Source organism: Pseudoalteromonas sp. BSi20480 (assembly GCF_000241365.1).
Classification (GTDB): Bacteria; Pseudomonadota; Gammaproteobacteria; order Enterobacterales; family Alteromonadaceae; genus Pseudoalteromonas; species Pseudoalteromonas marina.
Genome location: NZ_BADX01000073.1, coordinates 41,348 through 55,688, shown reverse-complemented (window position 1 = coordinate 55,688; position 14,341 = coordinate 41,348). Strand labels below are relative to the sequence as shown.

At 37.5% G+C, this 14,341-nt stretch carries 17 protein-coding genes; 13 read left to right on the top strand and 4 right to left on the bottom strand.

Annotation, left to right across the window (positions count from 1 at the left end; translation table 11 throughout):
• From P20480_RS18000 to trhA, 4 genes are all read right to left on the bottom strand, one after another.
• On the bottom strand, positions 1-1,049 hold a 1,049-nt coding region (locus P20480_RS18000), incomplete at its 3' end, for an HNH endonuclease (RefSeq protein ID WP_138922282.1).
• Between the two features lie 36 nt (positions 1,050-1,085).
• The gene (locus tag P20480_RS17995; protein WP_238530294.1) at positions 1,086-1,502 is read right to left on the bottom strand and encodes a hypothetical protein; all 417 of its coding nucleotides are present in this window, start codon (positions 1,500-1,502) and stop codon (positions 1,086-1,088) included.
• Positions 1,503-1,697: 195 nt separating this feature from the next.
• The gene (locus P20480_RS10265; protein WP_008129217.1) at positions 1,698-2,852 is read right to left on the bottom strand and encodes a YaaC family protein; all 1,155 of its coding nucleotides are present in this window, start codon (positions 2,850-2,852) and stop codon (positions 1,698-1,700) included.
• A 266-nt stretch (positions 2,853-3,118) separates the two neighbouring features.
• Positions 3,119-3,748: a PAQR family membrane homeostasis protein TrhA gene (gene trhA, locus P20480_RS10270; RefSeq protein ID WP_008129215.1), complete on the bottom strand. Its 630-nt coding sequence runs from the start codon at positions 3,746-3,748 to the stop codon at positions 3,119-3,121.
• Between the two features lie 150 nt (positions 3,749-3,898).
• Between trhA and P20480_RS10275 the strand changes: the two genes are divergently transcribed.
• From P20480_RS10275 to P20480_RS10335, 13 genes are all read left to right on the top strand, one after another.
• Positions 3,899-4,231 carry a hypothetical protein gene (locus P20480_RS10275; protein WP_008129213.1) on the top strand — a complete coding sequence of 111 codons (333 nt, stop codon included), beginning with the start codon at positions 3,899-3,901 and terminating at the stop codon, positions 4,229-4,231.
• A gap of 341 nt (positions 4,232-4,572) precedes the next feature.
• A complete protein-coding gene (locus P20480_RS10280) occupies positions 4,573-4,845 on the top strand; it encodes a hypothetical protein (protein ID WP_008129211.1) in 273 nt (90 codons plus the stop codon).
• Positions 4,846-5,080: 235 nt separating this feature from the next.
• A complete protein-coding gene (locus P20480_RS10285) occupies positions 5,081-5,659 on the top strand; it encodes an LON peptidase substrate-binding domain-containing protein (RefSeq protein ID WP_033025371.1) in 579 nt (192 codons plus the stop codon).
• Positions 5,660-5,726: 67 nt separating this feature from the next.
• Entirely contained in the window at positions 5,727-6,350 is a 624-nt protein-coding gene (locus tag P20480_RS10290) for a sigma-70 family RNA polymerase sigma factor (protein WP_008129206.1), read from the top strand.
• The gene (locus tag P20480_RS10295) at positions 6,343-7,023 is read left to right on the top strand and encodes a ChrR family anti-sigma-E factor (protein WP_008129204.1); all 681 of its coding nucleotides are present in this window, start codon (positions 6,343-6,345) and stop codon (positions 7,021-7,023) included. The genes P20480_RS10290 and P20480_RS10295 overlap by 8 nt, the downstream gene beginning before the upstream one ends.
• Before the next feature lie 8 nt (positions 7,024-7,031).
• Positions 7,032-7,985 (top strand): YbgA family protein, encoded by a 954-nt coding sequence (locus tag P20480_RS10300; protein ID WP_010556229.1) that lies wholly within the window; start codon positions 7,032-7,034, stop codon positions 7,983-7,985.
• Positions 7,985-9,379 (top strand): deoxyribodipyrimidine photo-lyase, encoded by a 1,395-nt coding sequence (gene phrB / locus P20480_RS10305; RefSeq protein ID WP_008129198.1) that lies wholly within the window; start codon positions 7,985-7,987, stop codon positions 9,377-9,379. Before P20480_RS10300 ends, phrB begins: the two co-directional genes overlap by 1 nt.
• Before the next feature lies 1 nt (position 9,380).
• Complete coding sequence (locus tag P20480_RS10310; RefSeq protein WP_006794850.1) at positions 9,381-9,809, top strand: nuclear transport factor 2 family protein; 429 nt, start codon at positions 9,381-9,383, stop codon at positions 9,807-9,809.
• A 2-nt stretch (positions 9,810-9,811) separates the two neighbouring features.
• Positions 9,812-10,522 carry an SDR family NAD(P)-dependent oxidoreductase gene (locus tag P20480_RS10315; RefSeq protein ID WP_008129197.1) on the top strand — a complete coding sequence of 237 codons (711 nt, stop codon included), beginning with the start codon at positions 9,812-9,814 and terminating at the stop codon, positions 10,520-10,522.
• Complete coding sequence (locus P20480_RS10320) at positions 10,519-11,775, top strand: NAD(P)/FAD-dependent oxidoreductase (protein WP_008129196.1); 1,257 nt, start codon at positions 10,519-10,521, stop codon at positions 11,773-11,775. Before P20480_RS10315 ends, P20480_RS10320 begins: the two co-directional genes overlap by 4 nt.
• Positions 11,768-12,496, top strand: coding sequence for a DUF1365 domain-containing protein (locus P20480_RS10325; RefSeq protein WP_008129195.1), 729 nt, complete (start codon positions 11,768-11,770; stop codon positions 12,494-12,496). The genes P20480_RS10320 and P20480_RS10325 overlap by 8 nt, the downstream gene beginning before the upstream one ends.
• Positions 12,497-12,545: 49 nt before the next feature.
• Complete coding sequence (locus tag P20480_RS10330; RefSeq protein ID WP_008129194.1) at positions 12,546-13,808, top strand: SAM-dependent methyltransferase; 1,263 nt, start codon at positions 12,546-12,548, stop codon at positions 13,806-13,808.
• Entirely contained in the window at positions 13,786-14,295 is a 510-nt protein-coding gene (locus P20480_RS10335) for a DUF2878 domain-containing protein (protein ID WP_033025361.1), read from the top strand. The genes P20480_RS10330 and P20480_RS10335 overlap by 23 nt, the downstream gene beginning before the upstream one ends.
• The last annotated feature ends 46 nt before the right edge of the window (positions 14,296-14,341 follow it).

Here is a 14,341-nt window from a genome sequence, read left to right as displayed (position 1 = left end):
TGCGCAATCACTTGCCCCGAACTATCAAAAAGTATGGATAGTTGACCTGATTTCAACTTTTCTCGAAAGTCAGGTAAAGCAACTTTACCATCAAGTAGATCGCCTAGTAACATGTCCATCAAACTACCAAATACTAGGTCATTATAATTTTCAAATTCAGGATTTGAATTTAACAAAGTACATATCATACGTGGAGGTTGAACTCCCGAGGAATCCGAAATAGTAGAGTGCTTGGGGTTATTCTTTAGATGTAAACTACAACAGGCGAAGTGAGCAACAAGTTCTCTAAATTGCATATTTGTAACTGAACCACTTAACTTATTTATAACTGTTGGTTGGATCTGATTATATACGGCGCCAGCGTCGCCGAATACAGTAATAATGCCAATGCCTCCAATAATAACTCCTGAAGTATTTGCGTAAGAGACGTCCATATAATCAAACTCTTTTTCTGCATCAATACTTTCAACCGGAACAATAAAGAAAGATCCTACACAATTTTGTTCTAATGTTGCTTGGGTATAGGGCACACGGCTTAAACAATAAACATGATGAAAACTTTCCCACTCATAACCTACTCCTTTTGCGATTGATGAATACTCAACCCTTCGATCTAAGTACATTCGTAGAGACTGATCTTTAACATGAGTTTTAATAAATAGAAGCGCCATCCACAAATAAAGGTTCAAGTATCCTTTCTTCTCAATATAATTAACCAAATCATCGAAACCTCTTGAAAACGCCTTACTCAATGGAGTTTCCAATTCAGCACTAAGTAGGCTATTACATTCGATGCAACAGGGAATCACATATTGGTTGTATTTATATTTTGAACCATTAGGTAAATTCACGGCTTCATTGTGAAGGTCAAATCGCTTTAGAATCCAATTAGGTATGATGTGCTCTTTATTCTGATTCTGTGGGTTTAGAACTTTCGTACAAAGAAAGCATATATTTAAACTACAAACGTCAGATTCAAATGCTGCAATGCTAACAAATGTAACTTTACCATTCGCATCTACAATATTTCCATTTTCAAGTATCATCATACTGCCAAGCGTTGCGAATCACTCTTAAATGCTTTGTTATAACTTTGATACCAGTAGGTCTCTTAGCTGCGTCACTACCCCGACTAAACTTTCATTCGGGTTAGATGATTCATAATCATCAGGACATATCCAATCTAGAAACTCTGCCGCATTAGTCCCACCACCAATCATAGTGATAATATGATTTTGTACTTCGTCTGGTGTTAGACACTTTTTTGTTTTCAGTGAGTTAATATGAGCCACGTAGTCATCTCGCAAGGTTAACAGTGATTTGTTGCTAGTAATTAGCTCGTTATACTGCCCCCGAATTTTATTCAACTCAGGAGTCATTTCGTTAAATTCACGAGAGTACTTACGATTTAACTCAACGTACTTGCAGCAGTTTAATACAATTGAGTTAAAACACAGTCTCCAAATACTTTGTCGACTAGCTACTAATTCTGGTTTGTGCATATAAGGCTTATCTTCATATTCACGAATGATACTAACTGAAATAGTTAGATCACCGATCAAACCAACGAGAATCTCTGATAGCTCATGATTTCTATTTCTCACTCAAACTCCAATAAAAGTTATAACGCCGCGCTCTGCGGAAATTTGGGAGCGCCAGCGAGTAATTTTTCCGTAGCAGCGCCTTGTTACGTGTTTTCATGAGCGAAACCCAGTCATCCGGAACTCATTTCCAGTGATTTCACAGGATATTTGATCAATAAACTGTACTATGGATTTTTCGATGAACTCACTAAGTAGCCAAGACGCATCTTTTTCTAAGTGTGCTCTTAGCGACTGTGGTTCATACCGAGCAAGCTCACTTAGCCTATGCATTGCAGCATAAGTTAGAGGCAGCGTGCTACGACTAATTACAGATGTAGATTTTAAGTCTTTTCTTTTAACGTACCAGAGGTCGTTTGCGCTATAAATATAGGCCATTTCAGAGCGCCTATTCTTTAAATAATTTTTTAGCCTATTATTACTAATCAAGTCAGGTTTATTTCTTGGTGCATTCCATTTAAAATCTTTATTCCTTCTCACGGTGTAAATTTCGTCATTTCGATACCTACGATCTAAACTATACCCCACAAGTCTACCTAACGTTGTTGCATTTGAATGCTCTGGCTCTAATTGGAGTTCAAGCCAGCATTTACCTCGACTTTTGTCGTGAACAATTCTAGGATTTAATACAGGAATAAATACTTCAGCTTGATTACCGTATGTTGAATGATACGCTCGATGAACATAGGGTAAATTATATAAAATGTCTTTCAGATTATATTCTTCAAACTTTCTCTCTGTTGACTCTGGTGTAACTGGTTCTTCTAGGTAAACACATAACCCCGAAAGTACACCTCTAACCTGAAACCTGACAAGCTCATTATTTAGACGTTTGTGGCCATCTGATACCTTTCCAGAAACCCCATGCGAAAAATGATAATCAATTGACTTACACTCCAGCAAAGCCTTTGTTGCATTTAGAAAACAGTAATACGTTGTTAATGGCTTAGATATAAGATCAAGCTGTTTGGTTGCTTCATAGAAATTTTTTGCCTGCTGCCAATAGAAAACAGCATCACTATTCGTGCAATTTCTTTTTAGATATATCTCTACAAACTGCCAAGTTGAGTCAGTGAGAATTACTTTGCTGTCTAATTTCGGGGAAATAAGAGGCCGATATACTCTTACAGGCCACTTACCACACTGAGTAGATGGGCGAATTTTATTCTCTTTGAGATCAGATTTAATCTTAGAAATATCATCATCCAATCTGGTAACTTTTTGCGACAATGAATTATTTGGGTTTGCCAATCTTCAATTCCTTAGATGATCTTCAAAAGACACGTAACATGTTTATAGCGAGCTAATCGCGCGTATTTCTACCATAGCATCGCTTGTTTGTCTTAATTACTCATTTGTAACAAACTTCTTAAGCATTTGCTAGTACTAACAAAATACAGTCGTTCAGGTTTTTAATGCAAGATAAAAACGAGCGATTGGGTCGTTTTCCTGACTATGCAAGCACTATACTTTGACGAAATTAAAAAGTAACTGTTAACTCAAGCTCTAAGCAGCCATTAATAAACGTAGGTACTGATCGAAATATAATGACAAACACAACCAGCTATTACGAATAAGTGCCAAATTGCGTGACTGAATTGAGTTGTTTTAGCGCTGTAAAATAGTGTGCCTGCGCTATAAAAAATTCCGCCAGCGAGTAGCCAATACAAAGCTTTTACATCAATGCTTGAATACAATGGATAGATAATTGCTAATGCAAACCACCCCATGAGTAGGTAGGTGGCTAGGGATATTTTTTTGTTACCATTTTTAACAAGTATTTTGTATGCAACACCTGCAATCGCAACGGTCCATATAAAGGTGAGTGTACCCCATGACCAGGCCCCCGTTAGTGAGAGTAATAAAAAAGGAGTGTATGTGCCTGCAATAAGTAAATAAATGGCGCAGTGGTCACACTTTTTATACAAGGCACGCAACTTAGGTTGCACGCTCGCGTGGTATAGTGTTGATGATAAAAATAGTATAAATAAGCTACTACCGTATATTGCGGTACTTATATTGGCTTTAGTGCTGGTTGCTTGGTTAAATAAATCCCACATAACAAAAACAGCAAAAAAAATACCGAGTGCGTGGCTTATAACATTGAGCTGTTCTTCTTTACGAGAATAAGGGGCGTCGAGTGACATTACTGCTCCTACCACTATTTAATTTGAGTTTAGTGTACAAGTGTACGCTGAAACTTTCAATCACTGTATAAGTTAAAGCTTTTCTTGATTTTAAACAAAAATAATTCACTATGGGTTGGCCTATTTACAACAAAACTCAAGTTAATAACCATGAAAGCAAATTTAAAAGCCGCATTACTAACAGCCATTATTTACCCAGGGGCAGGGCACTTTTCGTTAAAAAAACATTTAATAGGTGCAATATTTGCTGGTGTGTTTTCGGTATTATTAATTTTAACGATGAAAGATATATTTGCCGTTGCACAATGTACAGCCAATGAAATTGTGGCAGGAAAAATACCGATGACCATCACCTCTATATTAGGTGCTGCAAAAGAGCCGTCACTGGCATGTGCAAAACTTGCAGAATACAAATACTTGCCACTTATGATAATTATTTGGGTGCTGAGTATGGTTGATGCCTATCGTTTAGGTAAAAAGTAAACCCAGGCCTCCCCATTTTTTTGTATTCACTTTTTTGTTATTTCAAAACCATTATTTAAAGTTGTGTGTTTTTTTGTAATGACTTTGTAATTCACCGTGCCATTTTGTATTTAAATTTTTTAGCTAGCATAAAAAAATTAAGCATACCCCTATTTATTTTTTAACTAAAAAGTGGCTAAAAAATAAAACTACGTGGTTAAATTAACCTTTCCTGAATTTCAATAAATTAACCAGCTCATTAAAACTTTATTAATATCAGCAATTTAAACTTTATTTTCATCTTGGCACAACCCTTGAGTATATAACTACGTCTAAACAATACACAAACAAGGAATACCATTATGAAACATTCAATTAAAATCGCTATGGCTAGTTTATTAGTATTAGGTTCTTCGCAAGTAAACGCGACAGAAGTGGACCTAGATGTAACTGATATTTTAACAAACACTGTAACTACCTACATTAAGCAAACCACCATTGAGCTTGAAAAATCTATAAAAGAAACACTTTATTTTGATACAAAATTAACACTGGAAACGTTAATTGAGCCTGCTGATTTAGTGAGTAATGAAGCGGCAGAAAGTAAAGACCCTGCAGTTAATAACGCAAAATAAGCAACTTAAAGGAATAAGGCGATGAGTACCGAACTTGGATTATTTGCACTTATGTTGGCACCCGTAGTGAGTATTATAACTGCGTATGTATCTGTACAAGCATTAAAGAGTATGGGTGGGTGGCTTAATATTTAACCAATTAAGTATAATGCAATTAATTCGGTTTATTTAAAGCTGATCGACTTAGTAAAAACGCACGTAAATAAAGGCAGTGTTATTGATAGAAGTAGACTTTATGAAACGTGCGATTTTCCCATTACCCATTTTTATTTTACCTGAAGGTTATACGCGTTTGCGTATTTTTGAACCTCGTTATTTAAACATGGTTAAAACCGCATTAAAAAATAACACGGGGTTTGTGCTATGTACGTTTGAGCACGACACACCTTTTAACATTAGCGCCCAAGGATGCTTGGTTGATATAATCGACTTTGACCAAGACGATAATGACGTGCTGCTTATTGATGTTTTTGCGTCTAAAAGTGTTCAAATAAATGATGTTTACCAAGACGAAGAAGAACTTCGCCATGGTTTAATATCTGATTGCAAAACGCCTTACTGGTATAGCGATAAAAACAAACAAGTGGGTGAGCATTTTTTATTGCATGACGCATTGCGTAACGTTTTTTATGGCAACCCTGAACTTAGCCTACTTTACAAAACAACTAACTTTAATAATTTAGCTTGGATAGCCGCCCGTTGGCTTGAGTTGTTACCTATTTCGATCGAGAAAAAACAACAACTTGCGTTCGAAACTAACTTTGATAACTTACTTAATTTCCTCCATACTGTAATTAATAACGAATTTGCCTAAATAATGTGATCTCGTACCATTTATTGCACGTATTACCTTTATCAAAACAATAATGGGATCAATTACTATGGTAAGTCAACAACAGTCAACTCGTTGTGAACCTAATACAGGTAAGTATACTGCCATGCCAGAAACGCCTAGTTCTGAACTTATGCAAGCATTACTGTCGGTTGCACAAGACCGTGATAAAAAAGCATTTGCCTATTTATTTGAATACTTTTCACCAAAAATTAAACGCTTTGGAATAAAGCAATTTGGTGTGGAAGCACAAGCAATGGAGCTTGTACAAGAAACATTAACGTCTGTATGGCGTAAAGCACACTTATACAACAGCGATAAGGGTGCTGCGACTACGTGGGTTTATACAGTAATGCGTAATGCGTCATTTGATATGCTTCGTAAAATGAAGAGCAATAAAGAAGAAAATATCAGCGAAGACATTTGGCCTTTAATTAATGATTCTGAAGACACAAATCACGAATACACTGACCATTTAGAAGACAAACAAATTAAACGCTACCTTGATAAATTGCCTATCGCTCAACGTGAGGTCGTTCGTGGTGTATATTTTCAAGATATGTCGCAAGAGCAATTAGCTCAACAACTTAATATTCCAGTAGGCACGGTAAAATCACGATTACGTTTAGCCTTGCAGAAATTACGTAATGAAATGGGAGATCAGCATGATTAAACATCACCCGAGTGAAACACTACTTACAGAGTATTGTTCAGCGTCGTTAAGTGCCTCTTTGAGCCTTGCAGTTTCGATACATGTGGATATGTGTCCTGTTTGCCAAGAAAAAGTAGCAAAAATAGAAGCAAGCAACGCAGATGCTTTGTTTAGTGAAGACACCGAAGCTTTTGAGAATCCGGTTAATAACCAATCTCAGTTGCTTGAAGAGTTTGATATGAATGTGCTTGACTTAATTACTGCAGACGATTCTGTAGACGAAGTATATGAAGTAGAGCCAGTTAAAGTAAGTGTAAATGATCACAATTACCAACTCCCTCGTGCTCTGACTCGTATTTCGCACAGCAAGTTTACTCAAGTTGGCAAATTAGCCCGTTCACGTGTAGCACTAGACGATGGCGCATTACGTTCAAGTTTACTGCACATAGATGCGGGCGGTGAAATTCCTGAACATACGCACACAGGTTTTGAAATAACCCTATTACTTGACGGTGAGTTTTGTGATGAAGACGGACACTACGTGCCAGGTGACTTTATTTGGCAAGATGGTCGCCATCAACACACGCCAATAACAAAAGATGGGTGTTTATGCTTTACAGTTGTGAGCAGTGCGCTACATTTTAATAAAGGGCTAAGTAAATTACTAAATCCAATTGGTAATTTAATCTACTAAGAGATTACATGCAAAAAACTACAATAAAAATAGGTATAAGCGCCTGCTTAGCAGGCGAGAAAGTTAGATTTGATACAGGTCACAAAAGGTCAAACTTTTGTATGGACGAACTTGCAAAGCATGTTGAATACACACGCTTTTGTCCTGAGGTTGCGGTTGGCTTACCAATTCCTCGACCTACAATTCGCCAAGTTCGAGTTGGCGACACAATTAAAGTTTGCCGTCCTGATGGCTCTGGTGACGTTGGACCGCAGTTAACCGAGTACGGTAAAAAGGTTGCTACTGAGCAAGCTAAAGAGTTGAGTGGTTTTGTATTTTGTGCCAAAAGCCCAAGTTGTGGCATGGAGCGTATAAAAATATACAACGAGGCTGGGACGGGTAATACCTCAGAGGGCGTTGGTTTCTTTGCAGAACAAATTATGAAGCACAACCCACTTTTGCCTTGCGAGGAAAATGGTAGGTTAAACGATATACACCTGCGTGAAAATTTTGTAATGCGCGTGTACGTTCTAAACAGTTGGCAGCAGCTTGTAAAAGAACCATTAAGTGTTCATCACTTAACGCAATTTCATGCAAAGCATAAGTATTTATTAATGGCACACAATTACCAAGCTTATCGAGAGCTTGGCAAGTTACTTGGAACCTACGCTGGTGATGATATAAACGCATTGGCCGATGAATACATTTTAGGTTTAATGACAGGGCTTAAAAAACCTGCATCTCGTCGTAATAACTGTAACACCTTAATGCATTTACAAGGTTACTTTAAAAAAGACCTTGCTAAGGTAGAAAAGCAAGAACTGCGTGAAGCAATAGACGAGTATCGCTCTGGTTTAGTGCCGCTTTATGTGCCTCTTACTTTACTTAAGCACCATCTAAAAGTTCACCCTAAAGAGTACCTAGAAAAACAGGTGTTTTTTAATCCCTATCCTCATGATTTAAAACTACGATTTGGTATTTAATGAATACATTATTTTGGTTTAGGCGCGATTTGCGCCTTTTTTCGAATGAAGCGTTAATAGAAGCGCTAAATAATGGCGCTAAACACGCCATTTTTTTTGTTTGCGAAAAGCAGTGGCAACAACACCAAGCAGCGCCAATACAAATTGATTTACTAAAGCGACGTGTAACTTATTTGCAAGAGCAACTTGCCAATTTCGGGATAACGCTTAATGTAATAAACGCTCCCAGTTTTAGTGATTGTGAATCTGAGCTACTTTCGTTTTGTGAAACTCATGATATTCAGCATATTATTGCTAATACAGAATATGAGCTTAACGAAGTAAATCGAGACAAAGCTGTTTTAGCGCAATGTGACAAACGTTCCATTACTTTTACATTATACGAAGGAGATTTAATTGCGCCTGTTGGTAGCATTAAAAACCAAAGTAATGAAATGTATAAAGTATTCACACCATTTAAACGCGCATGGTTAAAACAGTATCAAGATACTCACTTTAGCTTGGCGCAATGGCCACTAGAACAAAACCCTATAAAAATTGAAAAAAGCCAGCACCTTGAAAGCGATTGTAGTTCGGATAAATGGCCTGTTGATGATGAAACACTTTTGAGTGTAGTTGATAATTTTATTTGCGATAAGTTAACAAGCTACGACGATCAGCGTGATATCCCCAGTATTAAAGGTACATCGGGTTTGAGCCCGTATTTAGCGCTGGGCATTATTAGCCCAAAGCAGTTGCTAATTAATATACAGCAACGTTACCCCGACATTCTGACTACATCAAAAAGTAAAACATTCACGTGGGTTAACGAGCTTATTTGGCGAGAGTTTTACAGGCATCTTATTGCAGAGTACCCGAAGCTCTCTCGTGGTGAAAACTTTAACGAGAAATACAATCCTGTTGAATGGCGAAAAAGTGAAAAAGAATTTAACGCGTGGTGCGAAGGTCGAACTGGTTACCCACTCGTAGACGCAGCTATGTTACAGCTTAAGCAAACTGGATGGATGCATAACCGTTTAAGAATGGTAGTGGCCAGTTTTTTAACTAAACACCTATTAATTGACTGGCGTGAAGGTGAGCGCTTTTTTATGCAGCACCTTATTGATGGCGATTTAGCTTCTAACAATGGTGGCTGGCAGTGGGCTGCAAGCACAGGGTGTGATGCACAACCGTATTTTAGGATTTTCAACCCTATTACTCAAAGTGAGCGCTTTGATCCAACAGGTAAGTTTATACGTAAGTATTTGCCTGAGCTTGAAAATGTGCCAGATAAACACATTCATTTTCCGCATACTTACTTAGCTGCAACAGGCAAGGGAAGTGAATGTTACTGGCCAGCAATTGTTGACCACAAAGCTGCACGTGAACGTGCGCTCGCTGCATTTAAGGTATGATATGGATAACCAGTTACCAGTAGATAAATTTGTTGATATTTACCAGCAACTTAATAGCTCTAATTTGGACTTATTAAGTGACATTTATGCCGACAATATTCAATTTATTGATCCGATGCACGAAATTAACGGCATAGAAAGTTTGCGTGACTATTTTGCAAATTTATATAGCAATGTTAAGCATTGTCAATTTGATATAACGGATTCGTTTGGTATCAACAACAATGCATTTGTTTATTGGACTATGCATTATTCACATCCCAAACTGGCCTCTGGCAAAACCATATCTGTGCAGGGGCACAGTAAGCTAATTTTTGATAATGATAAAATTGTTAAGCATCGTGATTATTTCAACGTAGGCGAACTACTTTACAAGCATATTCCAATTCTAGGTAGTGTGGTTAGTTACATTGATAAGAGGGCGGGCTAATTATGGTTACCTTAATTACAGGCGCAACGTCAGGCATTGGCGAACAACTAGCTATTAAATATGCACAAATGGGCGACACCGTTATTGCATGTGGACGTAATACAGAAAAACTAGCTGAGCTTTCAAAACATAACAACATAGAAAGTTGTAAGTTTGATGCAACAAGCCTAAAAGATATTAAAGAAGCAACCATTGGATACCCACACTTTGACCGAGTAATTCTTAATGCGGGCAATTGTGAATACATAGACGACGCAAAAAACTTTGACAGTGCTTTGTTTGAGCGCGTAATTAATGCAAATTTACTGTCGGTTGGCTACTGCTTAGAAGCATTACTCCCTAAAGTTAAAAGTGGCGGTCAATTAGTTATTGTTAGTTCAAGCGTTACATACTTACCGTTACCACGCTCCGAGGCTTATGGGGCGTCTAAAGCGGGCGTAAGTTATTTAGCTAAAAGCCTAGCCGTTGATTTGATGGATGTGGATGTCACGTTAGTTCACCCAGGGTTTGTAAAAACGCCTCTGACTGAAAAAAACGATTTTCCCATGCCTATGGCAGTGACCGCTGAAGAAGCGGCAGATTATATGATCAAAGGAATAAACAAACGACGTAAAGAGGTACACTTTCCGTATCGCTTTACGCTTATATTAAAAGCATTGCGGATATTGCCTTTGCCGCTTTGGCTTAAAATAGCAAAAGGATTAACCCGTTGAAAAAAATAGCAATAATAGGAACTGGTGTATCAGGTTTAACATGTGGGCATTTGCTTCACAAACACTACGATGTCACTTTATTTGAAAAAAACGATTATATTGGCGGGCATACTGCGACTGTTGACGTAGATATTAAGGGCGTTAATTACGCCGTGGATACCGGATTTATTGTTTTTAATAACCGAACCTACCCTTATTTTGAAAAGTTACTTGCGCGTATTGGTATAAAAAAGCAAGAAACCCAAATGAGTTTCAGTGTTCATAATGAGGCAACAGGCTTTGAGTACAATGGCCATACCTTCACCAGTTTATTTGCACAAAGAAGAAATATTTTTAGGCCTAAATTTTGGCGCTTGTTATCTGACATAGTCAAATTTAACAAACTATGTAAAGCCATACACGAAAAAGGCGAATATCAGCAATCGCAAACACTCGGTCAGCTACTTAATGAAAATCAGTTTAACGACTTTTTTAAATATCATTATATTTTACCTATGGGCGCAGCTATTTGGTCTACTAGTATTAAAGAAATGGAAAACGTAGGCGTAGAGTTTTTTGTAAAGTTTTTCTTTAATCATGGCCTTTTAGATATCACAAATAGGCCGCAATGGTATGTTGTACCGGGTGGATCACGTGAATACATTAACCCATTAATTAAAGGGTTTGCTGACAGAATAAAGCTTAACACTGATATTAAATCGGTAACACGTGCAAATGACGATGTAACCATTGAGCTTGCTAATGGCGAGCAGCACTTTTTTGATAAAGTTATTTTTGCGTGCCACTCAGACCAAGCACTCAAACTACTTGGTGATGCAACAAGCCAAGAAAAATCAGTACTTGGCGCAATTCCTTATACTGAAAATTCAGTAGTACTTCATACAGATACAAATTTACTACCTGACAGAAAAGCCGCTTGGGCTAGTTGGAATTATTTATTAAATAACAATACCGACAAAGCAGCTGTTGTTACTTACCAGATGAATATATTGCAAGGTATTCAATCAGACACGCAGTTTTGCGTTACGTTAAACCACCTTGAAGGGATAGATAAAAGCAAAATATTGCGTGAATTCACTTATCATCACCCTGTTTTCAACAAAGAGTCTATTGCTGCGCAAGGGCTTAAACAAACGATCGATGGTCAAAATAATAGTTATTTTTGTGGTGCCTATTGGTACAACGGCTTTCATGAAGATGGTGTACGCAGTGGTGTAGATGTGGCAAGGCAGTTAGGGGTTGAATTTGACTAGTGCTGTTTATTTAGGCGATGTTAAGCATCGCCGTTTTGCTGTTAAGACTCATCATTTTAGTAATCCACTTTATATGATGTGGGTTGATCTCAACAACCCAGAGCAATTGAACAATAAGCATAAATGGTTAGGTACGTCTGGTTCAAAAGCATTAAAGTTTAACGAATCAGACTACTTTGTTAATAAGCCCCACAATAATGATGCGTCAATCATTGAACGTGCAAATCATCAGTTATTATCGCTTGGTGTAACTGAGACTTTTAACCATGTATACATGCTAGGACAGCTCCGTTGCTTTGGTATTTACTTTAGCCCTGTAAATTTTTTCTTTTATGGTCATAGCGACAGTGAGTTTAAGTACATGGTGGCTGAAGTAAGTAATACGCCATGGAATGAGCGACACTACTACTTGATACCACTAGAAAAAAAAGTGAACTTTAAAAAAGTATTTTCCGTATCACCTTTTATGAACCTTGATATGAACTATCATTGGACAATTAGGTTAACGCAAGATAAAACATTGATTCATATTGAAAATAAGCGGGATGGAGAATTGCTATTTGATGCTACTCTTCGATTAACCCGCAAAGAACTGACTGAAAAAGAAATGAGTCAGTTGTTAAAGCGATTCCCAGCAATGACGTGGACAATATTTAAAGGTATTTATTACCAAGCGTTGAAGCTGTTTATAAAAAGAGTGCCTTTTTTAGGTCATTCTTAAAAGTCACAAATTACATACAAGCAGTAATAAAAATAATATAGGTGTTCTAATGGAAAAAGTGTCTAGCTTAAATTGCGAACAAAACACGGGCTGGTTTACAGGGCTTTATAAAAAATTAGTATTTAAAGCTTTTTCTTCAATAGAAACAGGGCAAATCACCGTTATTGATGAAGATCTGCAGCTTGTTTTTGGAGATGCATCATCCGACTTAAAAGTAACGGTAACAATTCATGACAAAGCGATGTACAAGGCGTTTGCATTATCTGGAAGTGTTGGCGCAGGCGAGTCTTACATTTTAGGTCAATGGAGTTGTGACAACTTAACCCGACTAATTGAGTTATTTGCTATAAATGAAAAACAGTTAGACGAGTTTGAGAAAAAATTCGCGTTTTTCAGCAACATTGCCCACAGACTAACTCATTTAAAAAATAAAAATTCTGAGTCAGGCTCTAAAAAAAATATAGTTGCTCACTATGATTTAGGTAACGATTTATACGAATCGTTTTTGAGTAAAGAAATGCTTTACTCGTGTGCTGTTTATCCATCAAAAGATGCCAGTCTAGAAGACGCGCAGCAGTACAAATTAAAGCGCATATGTGAACAGGTAGAATTGCAACCTGGCGATTCCGTTATAGAAATTGGCACAGGATGGGGCGCATTTGCCATTTACGCAGCAACACATTACGACTGCCACGTGACGACTACAACAATATCTGACGAGCAACATGACTTTGTTGCAGAAAAAATTAAAGAGTTAGGCTTAGAGAATAAAATTTCGCTTCTTAAGCTTGATTACAGACTACTCACGGGCAAATACGACAAACTCGTTTCGATTGAAATGATTGAAGCGGTTGGCCACGAATATTTACCTAGCTTTTTTACCCAGTGCGGTTCGCTACTCAAAGACGATGGCGCAATGTTGATACAAGCAATCACCATAAGCGATCAGCGATACAAGCACTACCTTAAAAATTCAGATTTTATTCAACAGTATATTTTCCCTGGTGGGTGTTTACCCTCATTAAACGAAATGAGTGAGCAAATCAAAAATAACACCGATATGGTTATCCATACTGTTAGTGATATTGGAACGCATTACGCACGAACCTTAGCTGACTGGCGTGAACGCTTTATCAAAAGTTGGCCTGACCTAGACCGCACGAAATTTGATGACCGCTTTTATAGGTTGTGGTTATTTTATTTTGCGTACTGTGAAGGTGCATTTAGAACGCGTGCAACCAGTACTGTACATTTAATGGCGCGCAAACCTCGCTTTAGCAGCAATGTAGATAAAATTGCACTCGCTTATTAATTTTGTCTTGTTTCAAGCAGTGTGGTTTTTATCATTACTGCTTGAAGGACAATCACTTTTATTTAGCGCTGGCATCATTGGCTTAATGTTTTACTTATCAAAGCAAAAAAAACAAGATGGATTATTGCTACTAAAAGCGCTTCCTATCGCTTTGCTACTTGAATACATAGCGGTGGAGCTTGGTCTACTTTCATTTAAAGTTGATCCTTTTCCAATTTGGCTGGTACTTCTATGGGCCGCGTTGCTTCTTTCATTAAATACATCGATGCATTTTTTAAGTCGATTAAGACTTTGGCAGGTATTTGTTGTTTGCCTTATTTTTGCGCCAGCTAGCTACTGGGCGGGTGCGCGTTTTAACGTAATTAATTTAGGCTTACCGCTATGGCAGTTTTGGGTAGCCTACGGTGTTATTTGGTCGGCAGCCTTTACGTTTATTGTATTTATAAACCAAAAAATTAAGTCGATTATTTTAGCAAGTCAAAATTAGTTTACCCTTTTATTTGTTATTAAAAGAAGGACTTTAATCGTGAAAT

Excerpts from the sequence above, each read along its gene's own strand:
- phrB (WP_008129198.1), top strand. The coding sequence starts at position 7,985 with ATGAATACATTATTTTGGTTTAGGCGCGATTTGCGCCTTTTTTCGAAT.
- P20480_RS10300 (WP_010556229.1), top strand. The coding sequence starts at position 7,032 with ATGCAAAAAACTACAATAAAAATAGGTATAAGCGCCTGCTTAGCAGGC.
- trhA (WP_008129215.1), bottom strand. The coding sequence starts at position 3,748 with ATGTCACTCGACGCCCCTTATTCTCGTAAAGAAGAACAGCTCAATGTT.
- P20480_RS10290 (WP_008129206.1), top strand. The coding sequence starts at position 5,727 with ATGGTAAGTCAACAACAGTCAACTCGTTGTGAACCTAATACAGGTAAG.
- P20480_RS10275 (WP_008129213.1), top strand. The coding sequence starts at position 3,899 with ATGAAAGCAAATTTAAAAGCCGCATTACTAACAGCCATTATTTACCCA.
- P20480_RS17995 (WP_238530294.1), bottom strand. The coding sequence starts at position 1,502 with ATGCACAAACCAGAATTAGTAGCTAGTCGACAAAGTATTTGGAGACTG.
- P20480_RS10315 (WP_008129197.1), top strand. The coding sequence starts at position 9,812 with ATGGTTACCTTAATTACAGGCGCAACGTCAGGCATTGGCGAACAACTA.
- P20480_RS10330 (WP_008129194.1), top strand. The coding sequence starts at position 12,546 with ATGGAAAAAGTGTCTAGCTTAAATTGCGAACAAAACACGGGCTGGTTT.
- P20480_RS10310 (WP_006794850.1), top strand. The coding sequence starts at position 9,381 with ATGGATAACCAGTTACCAGTAGATAAATTTGTTGATATTTACCAGCAA.
- P20480_RS10295 (WP_008129204.1), top strand. The coding sequence starts at position 6,343 with ATGATTAAACATCACCCGAGTGAAACACTACTTACAGAGTATTGTTCA.
- P20480_RS10280 (WP_008129211.1), top strand. The coding sequence starts at position 4,573 with ATGAAACATTCAATTAAAATCGCTATGGCTAGTTTATTAGTATTAGGT.
- P20480_RS10285 (WP_033025371.1), top strand. The coding sequence starts at position 5,081 with ATGAAACGTGCGATTTTCCCATTACCCATTTTTATTTTACCTGAAGGT.